This is a genomic window from Mycobacterium shottsii (assembly GCF_010728525.1).
Lineage (GTDB): Bacteria > Actinomycetota > Actinomycetes > Mycobacteriales > Mycobacteriaceae > Mycobacterium > Mycobacterium marinum.
On sequence record NZ_AP022572.1, the window covers coordinates 2,413,939 to 2,427,592 of the forward strand.

11 protein-coding genes and 2 pseudogenes are annotated in these 13,654 nt (G+C 62.7%); 9 read left to right on the top strand and 4 right to left on the bottom strand.

What is annotated here, in order from left to right; translation table 11 throughout:
* Positions 1–3: 3 nt before the first annotated feature.
* The 4 genes from exaC to G6N41_RS11365 are packed head-to-tail and all read left to right on the top strand — an operon-like array spanning position 4 to position 2,930.
* Positions 4–1,527: an acetaldehyde dehydrogenase ExaC gene (exaC, locus tag G6N41_RS11350; protein ID WP_198967402.1), complete on the top strand. Its 1,524-nt coding sequence runs from the start codon at positions 4–6 to the stop codon at positions 1,525–1,527.
* Complete coding sequence (locus tag G6N41_RS11355) at positions 1,527–2,027, top strand: DUF779 domain-containing protein (protein ID WP_198967403.1); 501 nt, start codon at positions 1,527–1,529, stop codon at positions 2,025–2,027. The genes exaC and G6N41_RS11355 overlap by 1 nt, the downstream gene beginning before the upstream one ends.
* A 20-nt stretch (positions 2,028–2,047) precedes the next feature.
* A complete protein-coding gene (locus tag G6N41_RS11360; protein WP_172607093.1) occupies positions 2,048–2,326 on the top strand; it encodes a putative holin in 279 nt (92 codons plus the stop codon).
* Complete coding sequence (locus G6N41_RS11365) at positions 2,319–2,930, top strand: hypothetical protein (protein WP_198967404.1); 612 nt, start codon at positions 2,319–2,321, stop codon at positions 2,928–2,930. The genes G6N41_RS11360 and G6N41_RS11365 overlap by 8 nt, the downstream gene beginning before the upstream one ends.
* A 129-nt stretch (positions 2,931–3,059) precedes the next feature.
* Here G6N41_RS11365 and G6N41_RS11370 read toward each other — a convergent pair.
* Positions 3,060–4,241, bottom strand: a pseudogene (locus G6N41_RS11370) (aminotransferase class I/II-fold pyridoxal phosphate-dependent enzyme); the annotation flags it as partial.
* 378 nt (positions 4,242–4,619) lie between these two features.
* On the opposite strand from G6N41_RS11370, the gene lpdA reads away from it, so the two are divergent.
* Both lpdA and G6N41_RS11380 read left to right on the top strand, forming a co-directional pair.
* The gene (gene lpdA, locus G6N41_RS11375; protein ID WP_198967405.1) at positions 4,620–6,014 is read left to right on the top strand and encodes a dihydrolipoyl dehydrogenase; all 1,395 of its coding nucleotides are present in this window, start codon (positions 4,620–4,622) and stop codon (positions 6,012–6,014) included.
* A gap of 2 nt (positions 6,015–6,016) precedes the next feature.
* Positions 6,017–6,292 (top strand): hypothetical protein, encoded by a 276-nt coding sequence (locus G6N41_RS11380; RefSeq protein WP_020731745.1) that lies wholly within the window; start codon positions 6,017–6,019, stop codon positions 6,290–6,292.
* A 321-nt stretch (positions 6,293–6,613) separates the two neighbouring features.
* Here the strand turns inward: G6N41_RS11380 and G6N41_RS11385 are convergent.
* From G6N41_RS11385 to ramB, 3 genes and pseudogenes are all read right to left on the bottom strand, one after another.
* Positions 6,614–7,804 (bottom strand): annotated as a pseudogene (locus G6N41_RS11385) (PPE domain-containing protein).
* Positions 7,805–8,033: 229 nt separating this feature from the next.
* A complete protein-coding gene (locus G6N41_RS11390; RefSeq protein ID WP_012392733.1) occupies positions 8,034–8,600 on the bottom strand; it encodes a carboxymuconolactone decarboxylase family protein in 567 nt (188 codons plus the stop codon).
* Positions 8,597–10,021 (bottom strand): acetate metabolism transcriptional regulator RamB, encoded by a 1,425-nt coding sequence (gene ramB, locus G6N41_RS11395; RefSeq protein ID WP_198967406.1) that lies wholly within the window; start codon positions 10,019–10,021, stop codon positions 8,597–8,599. Before ramB ends, G6N41_RS11390 begins: the two co-directional genes overlap by 4 nt.
* A gap of 174 nt (positions 10,022–10,195) precedes the next feature.
* Between ramB and G6N41_RS11400 the strand changes: the two genes are divergently transcribed.
* From G6N41_RS11400 to G6N41_RS11410, 3 genes are all read left to right on the top strand, one after another.
* The gene (locus G6N41_RS11400) at positions 10,196–10,990 is read left to right on the top strand and encodes an acyl-[acyl-carrier-protein] thioesterase (RefSeq protein ID WP_015354445.1); all 795 of its coding nucleotides are present in this window, start codon (positions 10,196–10,198) and stop codon (positions 10,988–10,990) included.
* 307 nt (positions 10,991–11,297) lie between these two features.
* Complete coding sequence (aceA, locus tag G6N41_RS11405; protein WP_012392736.1) at positions 11,298–12,584, top strand: isocitrate lyase; 1,287 nt, start codon at positions 11,298–11,300, stop codon at positions 12,582–12,584.
* A gap of 163 nt (positions 12,585–12,747) precedes the next feature.
* Complete coding sequence (locus G6N41_RS11410) at positions 12,748–13,614, top strand: 3-hydroxybutyryl-CoA dehydrogenase (RefSeq protein WP_020731747.1); 867 nt, start codon at positions 12,748–12,750, stop codon at positions 13,612–13,614.
* Positions 13,615–13,654 lie beyond the last annotated feature (40 nt).

The following is a 13,654-nucleotide window of genomic DNA, read 5'->3' on the forward strand; positions in this document are numbered from 1 at the left end:
CAGATGGCCGTGATTGCACGTCCGGGTTCGGCCGGGGCGCTGATGTCGTTTGAGTCCCGGTACGGAAATTTCATCGGGGGTGAGTGGGTCGCCCCGGCGCGGGGCCGTTACTTCGAAGACCTGACCCCGGTGACCGGCCAGCCATTTTGCGAGATACCTCGCTCTGATGAGGCCGATGTCGAGATGGCGCTCGACGCCGCACATGCGGCGGCCCCGGCCTGGGGCAAGATGGCCCCGGCCGAGCGAGCCGCGATCCTGAACAAGATCGCCGACCGGATCGATGAAAACAGGGCCGCGCTGGCGGTGGCCGAAGTCTGGGACAACGGCAAACCGGTCCGAGAGGCAATAGCCGCTGACATCCCGCTGGCGGCGGATCACTTCCGCTACTTCGCAGCGGCGATCCGGGCCCAGGAAGGTTCGCTGTCGCAGATCGATCAGGACACGGTCGCCTACCACTTTCACGAGCCGCTCGGGGTGGTGGGGCAGATCATTCCGTGGAATTTCCCGATCCTGATGGGTGCTTGGAAGCTGGCGCCGGCGCTGGCGGCCGGTAACGCGGTGGTGCTCAAGCCCGCGGAGCAGACGCCCGCGTCGGTGTTGTACCTGATGTCGCTGATCGGTGACCTGTTGCCGCCCGGGGTGGTCAACGTCGTCAATGGTTTCGGCGCCGAAGCGGGCAAGCCGCTGGCGTCCAGCAACCGAATTGCCAAGGTCGCGTTCACCGGAGAGACCACCACCGGGCGCCTGATCATGCAGTACGCCTCACAAAACCTGATCCCGGTAACTCTGGAACTCGGCGGCAAGAGCCCCAACATCTTCTTTTCTGATGTGATGGCCAAGCCCGACGACTTCCAGGACAAGGCGCTGGAGGGTTTCACGATGTTCGCCCTCAACCAGGGCGAGGTGTGTACCTGTCCGTCGCGCAGCCTGATCCAGGCCGACATCTATGACGAGTTCCTGGAACTGGCGGCGATCCGGACCAAGGCGGTTCGGCAGGGCGATCCCTTGAACATCGAGACGATGCTGGGGTCACAGGCCTCCAACGACCAGCTGGAAAAGGTGTTGTCCTACATCGAAATCGGCAAGGAAGAGGGTGCCAAGGTCATTACCGGCGGCGAGCGCGCCGAACTCGGCGGTGACCTGTCCGGCGGCTTTTACATGCAGCCGACGATCTTCAGCGGCACCAACAAGATGCGGATCTTCCAGGAGGAGATATTCGGTCCGGTGGTGGCGGTCACGCCGTTCACCGATTACGACGACGCGATGGATATCGCCAACGACACCCTCTACGGTTTGGGTGCGGGGGTGTGGAGCCGCGACGGCAACACGGCCTACCGGGCCGGCCGGGACATCCAGGCGGGCCGGGTGTGGGTCAACTGCTATCACGTCTACCCGGCGCACTCGGCGTTCGGTGGCTACAAGCAGTCCGGCATTGGCCGGGAAGGCCATCAGATGATGCTGGGCCACTATCAGCAGACCAAGAACCTGTTGGTGTCCTACTCGGATAAGGCTTTGGGGTTGTTCTGATGCCGGAGCCGTCGGGGCCGTCGGGGGTGGTGATCACCGCGGGCGCCGCTGAATTGCTCACCCGATTGCAGGACCGGCACGGTCCGGTGATGTTCCATCAGTCGGGCGGCTGCTGCGACGGGTCCTCGCCGATGTGTTACCCGAGCGGCGACTTCCTCGTCGGTGATCGCGACGTATTGCTCGGGACGCTTGATATCGGCAAGCAGACCGGAGCAGAAGGCGTCGCGGTGTGGATCTCCGGTCCGCAATATCAGGCGTGGAAGCACACTCAACTGGTCATCGATGTGGTGCCGGGCCGTGGTGGCGGGTTCAGCCTGGAAGCGCCGGAGGGTATGCGGTTCCTCAGCCGCGGCCGAGTCTTCACCGACGAGGAGCAGGCGCTGCTGGAAGAGACGCCGGTGATAACCGGTGCCGCCTATGAGCGTGGTGAGCGTCCGGCGGTGCCAGGTGAGGTGGTGGCCGACAACGCGCCGGGAGCGTGCCCGGCCAGTCGGCCCTAGCCGCAGTAAGGTCGTAAGGCGTGATACCCCTTCCACGTGCGTGGCTGCTGACAAGCGCCATGCTGGTCGGTGGCGCGGTCGGGCAATTGGCCGGGGTGGGATCCAGCATTCTGGTTCACACCCGGGTCCGGCCGGACCTCGTTATTGCGCTGGTGGTTGGGATTCCCAGTCTGATTGGCATGTTGGTGATCTTGTTCTCGGGGCGCCGCTGGGTGACGGTGTTGGGCGCGTTCATCCTCGCGTTGGCTCCGGGTTGGTTGGGTGTGCTCGTTGCGATTCAGGTGGCCTCTCATGGCTAAAGACGATCTCGATTCGAACCCGGGAACCGAGCCGTTCGTGCCGGAGTTCGATACCGTTGAACGCTCGGTGCCGTTCGTGCCGGATTTCGATACGGACTCCAAGCCGTTTGCCGGTTTGGCCGCCGCGGTGGTGACGGAGCCGAAGAAGTCGTCGGTCGAGCTGGTGGACCTGTCCGAGGCGTCGGCGCCGCTGACAACTCTGGATAGGCACTCTCTGGATGGGGATTCGCAGGCCGATGGCACCGCTACCCCGGCGCCATCGGTTACCGTGCCGAGTCGGTACGTCTACCTGAAGTGGTGGAAGTTCGTGCTGGTCGTGCTAGGCGTGTGGTTCGGCGCGGCCCAGGTCGGGCTCAGCCTGTTCTACTGGTGGTTTCACACCATTGACAAGACGCTGCCAGTCTTCGTGGTGCTGGTCTACCTGGTGCTGTGCGCGGTGGCCAGCTTGCTGCTGTCAATGGTTCAGGGCAGGCCGCTGATCACGGCGTTGTCGCTCGCGTTGATGTCGGCACCGTTTGCCTCGGTCGCGGCCGCGGCGCCGCTGTATGGCTCCTACTTCTGCGAGCATGCGAGTCGCTGCCTGGTCGGCGTCATTCCCTATTAGGCCACGGGCTGCTGAAGCGCCGCGCCTGCGCCTTCCGGAATATCGGGGGCTTGTCGGGCATGGTCTGTTTATCGTTTCCCGGACCAGCCCGGCGGTCGCAACCAAATCGGACACCGAATGGTTCACATTGATGAAGAACCGAAGGCGGGTCGCATCCTTGGATACCGCGGGATACGTGATCGGAAATACTCGTATGCCATTGCGCATGAGTTCGTCATAAAATGCATAGACGCGGTTGAAATCGGCGATCACGGGAACAATGGGGGTGGTCTGGTTGGGCGTGTCCTGTCCTAAGGCGCACCGAAAAGACTCGCTTTTCATCTGTAGTTCCGAAACTAGTTCCGGTCGATCTCTGAGTAGCTCTACCGCGCGCAGTGCGGCCGCGGCGAGCGGGCCGGGTAGTCCGGTGCTGAACACGAATCCAGGGCAATTGTATTTAAGGTACATAATTAAGTCGGCCGTCCCGGCGATGTATCCTCCGCAGCTGCCGAAAGTCTTGCTCAGCGTGCCCATCTGAATATCGACTACTTGGGGTGGCAGCCCGAAGTGTTCGGTGATGCCGCGGCCGGTCTTTCCGACCGTGCCGATGGCGTGTGCCTCGTCAACGAACAGCAGAAACCCGTACTTCTCTTTCAGCTCCGCGATCTCGGCGAGCGGTGGCAGGTCGCCGTCCATGCTGTAAAGGCCCTCGATGCATACCGCCACTCGTCCGGGATGGTCCTTGTGCTGCTCGAGTAGGGATGCGAGGGCGCCGACATCGTTGTGCGGGAAGTGCAGCGACCTGGCCCGTGCCAGCTTCACGCCGCCGGCGATGCTGTTGTGGACCCAGTGGTCGCAGATGATCACATCTTCCTCGGAGAGCAGGAAGCCGAGGGTGGAGACGTTCCTGTTGTATCCGCTGACTAAGGCGAGCGCTTTCTCCTGTCCCAGCAATTCGGCCAGGGCATTTTCCAGGGCGCTGTGAATGTCGAACTCGCCGGCGACAAGTCGGGAAGCGCCCGCGGAGCAGCCATATCTTTGCACCGCCGCGGTAGCGCCCTCTTTAACGCGGGGATCCGCGCACAGTCCTAAATAGTCATAGCAGGCAAAATTGAGGACCGGTCCGTTGCTTCCCTCATATTTTGCGATGTTGCCGTGTGACAGGCTTTGAAAATACGGGTATTCGTCGGTAATGTCGTCGATGCGCTCCAGCAACTCCCTGAGCTCGTAGTAGTTTCGCGATTTCCATGTTGACACTGGCATTGTGATTCCTTGGGTCGCTCGGCTTGGGGCGGGGGTTGCGGAATATTTCTGGATCGAGGCGCAGTTCATCGGCGGCGGTTGCCGAATTCTGGAAACCAGCAGGCGGGCCGACACGTGTATGTTAGCGAGACTAAAATTTTCGGTGCGGGTAATGGCGTGGTTGAGCTTAAGTTGAATTGTCTACATCGATATACGTTTCCGCAAGATCCGACCATGTGAATGTGCAAATTCGAATTAGTTTCGATTATTAGAAATCATTCGCGTCGCGGGATCTGACTTCACTCCGGACGCGCGCAATGGCGGGCAGCTGATTGGGTGATGGGGCCGGTGTCACCGGCCCGCGCCCGGCCTCACCCGATGCCGCTGCGGTACGGGCGGGCCGACCGGGCCGCGGTGTTGACCCGGTAGGTCGGTCCAACGCCGTACCCGGCCGTTAGGGTGGGTGCCGTGACCCACTATGACGTCGTCGTCCTCGGAGCCGGTCCAGGCGGATACGTGGCGGCCATCCGTGCCGCACAACTTGGCCTGAACACCGCAATCGTCGAACCGAAGTACTGGGGCGGAGTCTGCCTCAACGTTGGCTGCATCCCGTCCAAGGCGCTGCTGCGCAACGCCGAACTTGCGCACATCTTCACCAAGGACGCCAAGGCTTTTGGCATCAGCGGCGAGGCCACCTTCGATTATGGTGTGGCGTTCGACCGCAGCCGGAAAGTGGCCGAGGGCCGCGTAGCCGGTGTGCACTTCCTGATGAAGAAGAACAAGATCACCGAGATCCACGGCTACGGGAAATTCACCGACGCCAACACGCTCTCGGTGGATCTCAATGACGGCGGTACCGAGAAGGTGACGTTCGACAACGCCATCATCGCCAGCGGCAGTAGTACCCGGCTGGTGCCCGGCACCTCGCTGTCGACCAACGTGGTGACCTACGAAGAACAGATCCTGACCCGCGAATTGCCCAAGTCGATCATCATCGCCGGAGCCGGTGCCATTGGCATGGAGTTCGGTTACGTGCTGAAGAACTACGGCGTTGACGTCACCATCGTGGAGTTCCTGCCGCGCGCACTGCCCAACGAGGACGCCGAGGTGTCCAAGGAGATCGAGAGACAATTCAAGAAGCTGGGCGTCAAGATCCGGACCGGAACCAAGGTCGAGTCCATCTCCGACGATGGCTCTGCGGTCACGGTGGTCGTCAGCAAGGACGGCAAGTCCGAGGAACTCAAGGCCGACAAGGTATTGCAGGCCATTGGGTTCGCCCCGAATGTCGAGGGCTACGGGCTGGACAAGGCCGGCGTCGCGTTGACCGACCGCAAGGCCATCGGTATCGGCGAGTACATGCAGACCAGCGTCGGGCACATCTATGCGATCGGTGATGTCACCGGGCAGCTGATGCTGGCGCACGTGGCTGAGGCCATGGGGGTCGTGGCGGCCGAGACCATCGCCGGCGCTGAGACCCTGTCCCTGGGCGACTACCGCATGCTGCCGCGCGCCACGTTCTGCCAGCCGCAGGTAGCCAGCTTCGGGCTCACCGAACAGCAGGCGCGTGATGAGGGCTACGACGTCAAGGTTGCCAAGTTCCCATTCACGGCAAACGGAAAAGCCCATGGTCTGGGCGACCCCAGTGGCTTCGTCAAACTGGTGGCCGACGGCAAGCACGGCGAGCTGTTGGGCGGGCACCTGGTCGGACACGACGTGTCGGAGCTGTTGCCGGAGCTGACCTTGGCGCAGAAGTGGGACCTCACGGCAACAGAGTTGGCGCGCAACGTGCACACTCACCCGACGATGTCCGAGGCGCTGCAGGAGTGCTTCCACGGCTTGGCCGGGCACATGATCAACTTCTGAGCATGATTCGCACCGAAGCGGTGTTGGGCGGGGCCGGCGGTGTGACCGCCGGCTACCTGCTGTGGCTGGTGGCCATATCGATCGGTGATGATCTCACGACGGTAGGTCAGTGGAGCCTGGTCATATTGCTGCTGTCGGGTCTGCTCGCGGTTGGTGCGGCGCTGGTGGGTTTGCTGATGCGCTGGCGTAGCAGGTACGGCTGGTCGGCGTTCGTGTTCGGCCTGCCCGTGCTGCCGGTGGTGCTGACCCTGGCCGTGCTGGCCGACATCTACTTCTGAGGCTTTCAGCTGTTGGTGCTGGTCAAGAGTGGGTTGTCGAGCCCATTTGGCGATCCACGTGGACAGGACCCGCGCGGCGGGTTGGGGTGTGCGCGTATTGAGCCATGCCACCGCCGCGCCGCTGCGGCCTTCGTGCCGCCCCAGCGGCCGCTGATCACCGTCCAGGTAGACCAGCCCGGAGTCCGGCGGGCCGATCCGCACCCACTGGACCGGTAGCTATCCTCGCCGCGATGGGGTTGAACTACCGGTCCGGGGCGTCGGAATCCAGATTATTTATGTGGGTAATGCCCTACCGCTGGTCGCTTCGGTCAAGCCGTGTTCCTAGGCGGCCGGCAACATCGGCATTCGTGAACCATGGCCGGACTCGCCATTGCCCAGAATCGTAAGCCCCGCGGGCGATTGAACGGGTCGGTTGACAGCGGTACCGGCAAAGCCCATTGCATTTTGCTCGGAAGCCACTTCCGGAACCTTGCCGATGGTCGGGCCAGGCGTTGTAGTTGACGCCAGCCCGGCGTCGGGCATGCCACCTGGCTGCCAATTATCTTCCGCTTCCGCAAGCTCGTTACCTGCGGTTTCTTGGCGTTGGTCGACGGACTCCGTCTCCAAACGTGTCTGGTCAGCAAGGTACTGGCCGATGCCGACCGGCAAGGCGATCGGCAACGTCGTCGCAAGCGCAATCGGTATTCCGATCAGCGAGGTGACGAGCGCAACTGGCAACAGGGCCGCCAAAAGCGGAGGCGTCACGATAATTATCGCGATAGCGATGTAAAACGCGAAGACGACCACAGAAAACGCGAGGGCAATAAGAATCGGGATGAGTAAAATTGCAAAAATTATTGCGTACGCGATGATTGCGAAAACCAAGAAGAATGTTATCGCAATGAGGTTGATCAATATCGCAAGAATGATTTCGATAATATCCAACGGTTGTGCCAGTAGGGGGGCCGCGACGTTGGTGGCTGTGCCGATCGGGGTGTTGAGTATGGGCGGGGCTGGTGTGGTGTGGGGCATCGAGGCCAGCGTCGTGCCCGAGACGACTTGCTAGGCGCTCATGGTGGTGGCCGCTTGGACCCACATCCGCGCGTAGTCGACTTCGTTGAGCGTGATGGGGATGGTGTTGAGCCCAAAGAAATTGGTCGCGACCTGCGCCGTGTGGGTGGTGTGGTTGGCGGCCAGCTCCGCCAGTGTCGGCATCGCAGCCAGCGCGCTGGTGTAGGCCCCGGCCGCCACCTCGTGCTCGGCCGGAGTCGCCGCGTAGTCGGCGCTGGTCGTGGTCAACCACGCCAAGTACGGCGCGTGCGCGTCGACATAGCTCTGCGCGCTGGTCCCCTGCCATGCTGCGGCTTGTACCCCGCCCAGCAAGGTGGTGAGTTCTTCTGCCGCCGAGGTGTGTTCGGCGCAAAGTGCCGTCCATGCCGTCGCGGCCTCGTGCAGGGGCCCGGGGCCCGGTCCCGCGCTGAGCAACGCTGAATGTACCTCCGGCGGCGAAGCCATCCAGACGGATGCTGTCACAGTATTCCTCCCGAAATTTGATCCGCCACTGAACATCTCCACGAACAACGCAAGATCAAGCGACGCCTACAGGCAACGGCGTAGTGCGAGAACGGGTCTCCCTCGCGCCGCAGCGTCAGCACTGTCGTGGGGTGCTGAAATTTACCAGGGCGTAGATGAGACCGTTAACCGAGTCCCGTGGGCACGCAGGTCCCATCTCGTGGCGCCTGCTGCCGCTGTGCGCGACGGCCTAGCGGGGGTTGTCCAGCGGTACGCCAAGCGCGGTGATTGTCGCCGCCAACGCATCGTATTGGGTTGCCAGCAGGCAGAACTCGATCAACCGGCGGCGGTTGAGGTGAATCTCGAGCTGCTCCCAGGTGGCGGGTGTGACCGATCGGTTTTTGATCAGTTCATCGGTGGCAGTGAGCAGCGCCTGTTGCCGGGAGCTGAGGACCCTTCGGGGGCCGTCTCCCTGTGGAGCGTCAGGCCACGCGAAGATCGTGGCCTGCGCCTGGGCGTCCAGCCCGGCGGCGCGCGCCATCCGGCGGTGATGCTGCAGCTCGTACTCGCAGGACCGCAGGTGCGCTACCCGCAGGATCACCAACTCGGTATCGATCCTCGGTAGCCGTCCGTGCAGCAGACGCCCCGAGTAGATCGCCCAGGTCCAGAACAGGTACTGCCGGTAGCCCAGCGCGGTGAACAAGTGCATTTCCGGCGCCCGGACCGAACGGGCGGCCAGCTTGGCCAGCGCCCAGTTGACGGGCCCGAGCTGGCGGATGCCGCCCGACGGGATGCGTGCCACCTGGTCCCCAGTCATGGCTGCTTCACCAGGTAGGGGGACACGGTGCTGCGATGCTCGTCGAGATCGAGTGCGCGCCCGAGGGCGGGGAATGCCCGTTGGGGACAGTTGTCGCGTTCGCAGACTCTGCAACCGGCGCCGATCGGCGTGGCCGCGATATTCGGATCGCCGGACAAATCGAGTCCTTCCGAGTAGACGAGCCGGTGCGCGTGGCGAAGTTCGCAACCCAACCCGATCGCGAACGTTTTACCCGGCTGAGCATACCGGGCTGCACGACGCTCGACGGTCCGGGCCACCCACATGTAGTTACGGCCATCGGGCATCTGCGCGATCTGCACCAGGATCTTGCCCGGGTTGGCGAAGGTCTCATAGACGTTCCACAGCGGGCAGGTTCCGCCGCTGGAAGAGAAGTGAAAACCCGTGGCGGACTGCCGTTTTGACATGTTGCCGGCACGGTCGACCCGGATGAACGAAAACGCGACGCCGCGCATCGACGGTCGCTGCAGCGTCGAGAGCCGGTGCGCGATGGTTTCATAGCTCACCGAGTAGAACGCCGACAGCCGCTCGACGTCGTAGCGGAAATTCTCGGCGACGTCATGAAACTGGCGGTAGGGCAGTACCGCGGCCGCGGCGAAGTAGTTGGCCAGTCCGAGGCGCGCCAGCGTGCGTGACTCATCACTGGTGAACTTGCCGTCGGTCACCATGGCATCGATCAGATCGCCGAACTCGAGATAGGCGAGCTCGGCGGCCATCTTGAACACCTGCTGGCCCGAGGCGAGGTGATTGCTGATTTCCAGCGTCTTGGTCGCGGGGTCGAAGCGATGCAGCACCGTGTCACCCAGATCGATCCGTCTGGTGATTCGCACGCCGTGCACCTCGGTGAGGCGGCGCGTCAGCTCGCTGTGCAGATCGCCATGGTGCAACCGCATCTGGATTGTCAGGTCCTCGGCCGCGGCGTCGAGCTCGTGCAGATAGTTCTGGCGTTGGTAGAAGTAGTCGCGCACCTCTTCGTGGGGCATGGTGATCGACCCGGTACCGCTGCCGTCGGAGTAGCGCTCCTCGGTAGCGGCGGCCAGCTGTGCGGTGGTGATTCGGTAGCGGCGGTGCAGGTTGACCATTGCGCGGGCCAGGCTGGGATGCGCGCTGACCATTTCGGCGACTTCGGTCGGGTCGACGCTGATGTCCAGATCCCGGTCCATCGTCACCTCGCGTAGCTCGGCGACCAGCCGAGTGTCGTCTTGCGAGGAGAAGAAGGTGGCGTCGACTCCGAATACCTCAGTAATGCGCAGCAGCACCGCCACCGTCAGTGGGCGAACGTCGTGCTCGATCTGGTTGAGGTAGCTCGGCGAGATTTCCAGTAGCTGGGCGAGCGCGGCCTGGCTGAAGCCCCGCTCGTTACGGAGCTGGCGGACCCGCGAGCCGACGAACGTCTTGGACACGCAAGCGAGCCTAGTGAGACAGGTCGGGTCATGTGAAGGCCTGGTTAGCAGAGTTGGCACGCCGACGGGGATAGGTAGTCGATTGGTGTTTCCGGTGCGTCGTTGGCATGATTCGCAACGAGACTCCCAGGGATTAGCTGGGGTTCACGCTAGGAGGAAACGGGGAGTTAAGCCGTGAGCCTGGACAAAGAAATGATGCCGGTGCCGGACGGTCACCCCTCGGTGTTCGATCGTGAGTGGCCGCTGCGCGTCGGCGATATCAACCGCACCGGAAGGTTGCGGTTGGACGCGGCATGCCGGCACATCCAGGACATCGGTCAAGACCAGCTGCGGGAGATGGGTTTCGAGGAAACCCATCCACTCTGGATCGTTCGGCGCACCATGGTCGACCTGATCCGCCCCATCGAATTCCAGGACATGCTGCGGTGTCGGCGTTGGTGTTCGGGAACCTCCAACCGGTGGTGTGAGATGCGCGTTCGCATCGATGGTCGCAAAGGCGGGCTGATCGAGTCGGAGGCGTTCTGGATCCACGTTAATAAGGAAACCGAGATGCCGGCGCGCATCGCCGACGACTTCCTGGCGAGTCTGCACAAGACCACCGCCGTGGAGCGGCTTCGCTGGAAGGGCTACCTCAAGCCGGGTAGCCGCGACGATGCAACCGAGATACACGAGTTCCCGGTCCGGGTCACCGACATCGACCTGTTCGACCACATGAACAACTCCGTGTACTGGAGCGTGATCGAGGACTACCTGGCCTGCCACAGCGAGTTGCTGCAGGCGCCGCTGCGCGTCACCATCGAGCACGAGGCGCCGGTCGCGCTGGGCGACAAGCTCGAGATCATTTCGCACGTTCACCCGGCCGGCTCCACCGATAAGTTCGGCCCGGGTCTGACCGACCGCACTGTTACAACTCTCACATATGCGGTTGGCGACGAGACGAAAGCCGTCGCCGGACTCTTCTCGCTTTAACCGGACAAGCGTACGGGTAAATCCCCCTTGACCTGCGAATTTTAGTTACCGGCGGGTAGCTTCTGTAACGGTTCAGTAATCTCCCGGCTTCGCAAGCTTTGCAAAATGGCTGGAAGTCGTAGCCGAAATTTGCAAGTGAAATGGGTGGACCAGGGGGAATGGGCTATGTCATGGTCGTGTTAGCACACGAGTGAAGTTGAGTCCACGGAGAACTTTCTAGACGTCTTCTAGAAGCTCTCTAGGCCGCCGCCCGGCGGTGGTGGTCTCAGAAATTCAGCAATGTAGTGACCGTAAAAGGAGCCGTCCAATGTCTGTCGTTGGCACCCCGAAGAGCGCTGAGCAGATCCAGCACGACTGGGACCACAACCCCCGGTGGAAGGGCATCACCCGCACCTACACCCCGCAAGACGTCGTCGCCCTGCAGGGCCACGTCGTCGAGGAGCACACCCTGGCCCGTCGCGGCTCCGAGGTGCTCTGGGAGCAGCTGCATGACATGGACTTCGTCAACGCGCTGGGCGCGCTGACCGGCAACATGGCCGTCCAGCAGGTGCGTGCCGGCCTGAAGGCCATCTACCTGTCGGGCTGGCAGGTCGCCGGTGACGCCAACCTTTCCGGCCACACCTACCCGGACCAGAGCCTGTACCCCGCCAACTCGGTGCCGCAGGTCGTCCGTCGTATCAACAACGCGCTGCTGCGCGCTGACGAGATCGCCAAGGTCGAGAACGACCGCTCGGTCGACAACTGGCTGGTGCCGATCGTCGCCGACGGTGAGGCCGGTTTCGGTGGTGCGCTCAACGTCTACGAGCTGCAGAAGGCCATGATCGCCGCCGGTGTCGCCGGTTCGCACTGGGAGGACCAGCTGGCCTCGGAGAAGAAGTGTGGCCACCTGGGCGGCAAGGTGCTGATCCCCACCCAGCAGCACATCCGGACCCTGACCTCGGCCCGTTTGGCTGCCGACGTTGCCGATGTCCCGACCGTGGTCATCGCCCGGACCGACGCCGAAGCGGCCACCCTGATCACCTCCGACGTTGACGAGCGGGACCGCCCGTTCATCACCGGCGAGCGCACCAAGGAAGGCTTCTACCGGATCAAGAACGGTCTGGAGCCCTGCATCGCCCGCGCCAAGGCCTACGCGCCCTTCTCCGACCTGATCTGGATGGAGACCGGCACCCCGGACCTGAAGCTGGCCAAGCAGTTCGCCGAGGGCGTCAAGGCGGAGTTCCCCGACCAGATGCTCGCCTACAACTGCTCGCCGTCCTTCAACTGGAAGAAGCACCTCGACGACGAGACCATCGCCAAGTTCCAGAAGGAGCTGGGTGCGATGGGCTTCAAGTTCCAGTTCATCACCCTGGCCGGCTTCCACGCCCTGAACTACTCGATGTTCGATCTGGCCTACGGCTACGCCCGCAACCAGATGTCGGCCTACGTCGAGCTGCAGGAGCGGGAGTTCGCCGCCGAGGAGCGCGGCTACACCGCAACCAAGCACCAGCGTGAGGTGGGTGCCGGTTACTTCGACCGCATCGCCACCACGGTGGACCCGACCTCGTCGACCACCGCGCTTGCCGGTTCGACCGAAGAGGGCCAGTTCCACTGAGCTGACTGATTGCCGAGCAGACGCAGACTCGCACTTCTGCAGCGCAGTTGATGTGAGTTTGTGTCTGCTCGCCAGGGAAGTTGACAGCGTAGGCCCCGCCCAGCCAACCTGGGCGGGGCCTATTGCAATGCGTCACAAAATCGATTCGCGGGAGAGAAAATAGATGGGCAGCGATGCAGCAATCCAGCGAGTAGGGGTTGTCGGTGCCGGACAGATGGGATCCGGCATTGCGGAGGTCTCGGTGCGTGCCGGCGTCGAAGTCACGGTGTTCGAGACCACCGAGGCGTTGATCACCGCGGGCCGCAACCGCATCGTCAAGTCGCTGGAGCGTGGCGTCAGCTCAGGCAAGGTCACCGAGCGTGAGCGTGACCGCGCCCTGAGCCGGCTGACGTTCACCACCGACCTGAATGACCTGGCCGACCGGCAGCTGGTGATCGAGGCCATCATCGAGGACGAGGCCGTCAAGACGAAGGTCTTTGCCGACCTCGACCGCGTGGTCACCGATCCTGACGCGGTGCTGGCGTCGAACACGTCGAGCATCCCGATCATGAAGGTTGCCGCGGCCACCAAGAATCCGCGGCGAGTGCTGGGGCTGCACTTCTTCAATCCGGTACCGGTGCTTCCGCTGGTCGAGTTGGTCAGCACGCTGGTCACCGACGACGCCGCCGTGGCTCGCACCGAGGAGTTTGCTAGCGCGGTGCTCGGGAAACAGGTGGTGCGCTGTTCGGATCGCTCCGGCTTTGTGGTGAACGCACTCCTGGTGCCGTATCTGTTGTCGGCGATCCGCATGGTGGAGGCCGGATTCGCTACCGTCGAAGACGTCGACAAAGCGGTTGTTGCCGGGCTGTCTCATCCAATGGGCCCGCTGCGGCTTTCCGATCTTGTCGGCTTGGATACCCTGAAGTTGATTGCCGACAAGATGTTTGAAGAATTCAAGGAACCGCATTATGGTCCGCCGCCACTGTTGTTACGCATGGTAGAGGCGGGTCAGTTGGGTAAGAAGTCGGGCCAAGGCTTTTATACCTACTGAAATTTTCAGCTGCCTCACATGCGGCTCACGTGAAGGTCAC

Excerpts from the sequence above, each read along its gene's own strand:
- aceA (WP_012392736.1), top strand. The coding sequence starts at position 11,298 with ATGTCTGTCGTTGGCACCCCGAAGAGCGCTGAGCAGATCCAGCACGAC.
- G6N41_RS11380 (WP_020731745.1), top strand. The coding sequence starts at position 6,017 with ATGATTCGCACCGAAGCGGTGTTGGGCGGGGCCGGCGGTGTGACCGCC.
- exaC (WP_198967402.1), top strand. The coding sequence starts at position 4 with ATGGCCGTGATTGCACGTCCGGGTTCGGCCGGGGCGCTGATGTCGTTT.
- G6N41_RS11410 (WP_020731747.1), top strand. The coding sequence starts at position 12,748 with ATGGGCAGCGATGCAGCAATCCAGCGAGTAGGGGTTGTCGGTGCCGGA.
- G6N41_RS11355 (WP_198967403.1), top strand. The coding sequence starts at position 1,527 with ATGCCGGAGCCGTCGGGGCCGTCGGGGGTGGTGATCACCGCGGGCGCC.
- G6N41_RS11390 (WP_012392733.1), bottom strand. The coding sequence starts at position 8,600 with ATGACTGGGGACCAGGTGGCACGCATCCCGTCGGGCGGCATCCGCCAG.
- G6N41_RS11365 (WP_198967404.1), top strand. The coding sequence starts at position 2,319 with ATGGCTAAAGACGATCTCGATTCGAACCCGGGAACCGAGCCGTTCGTG.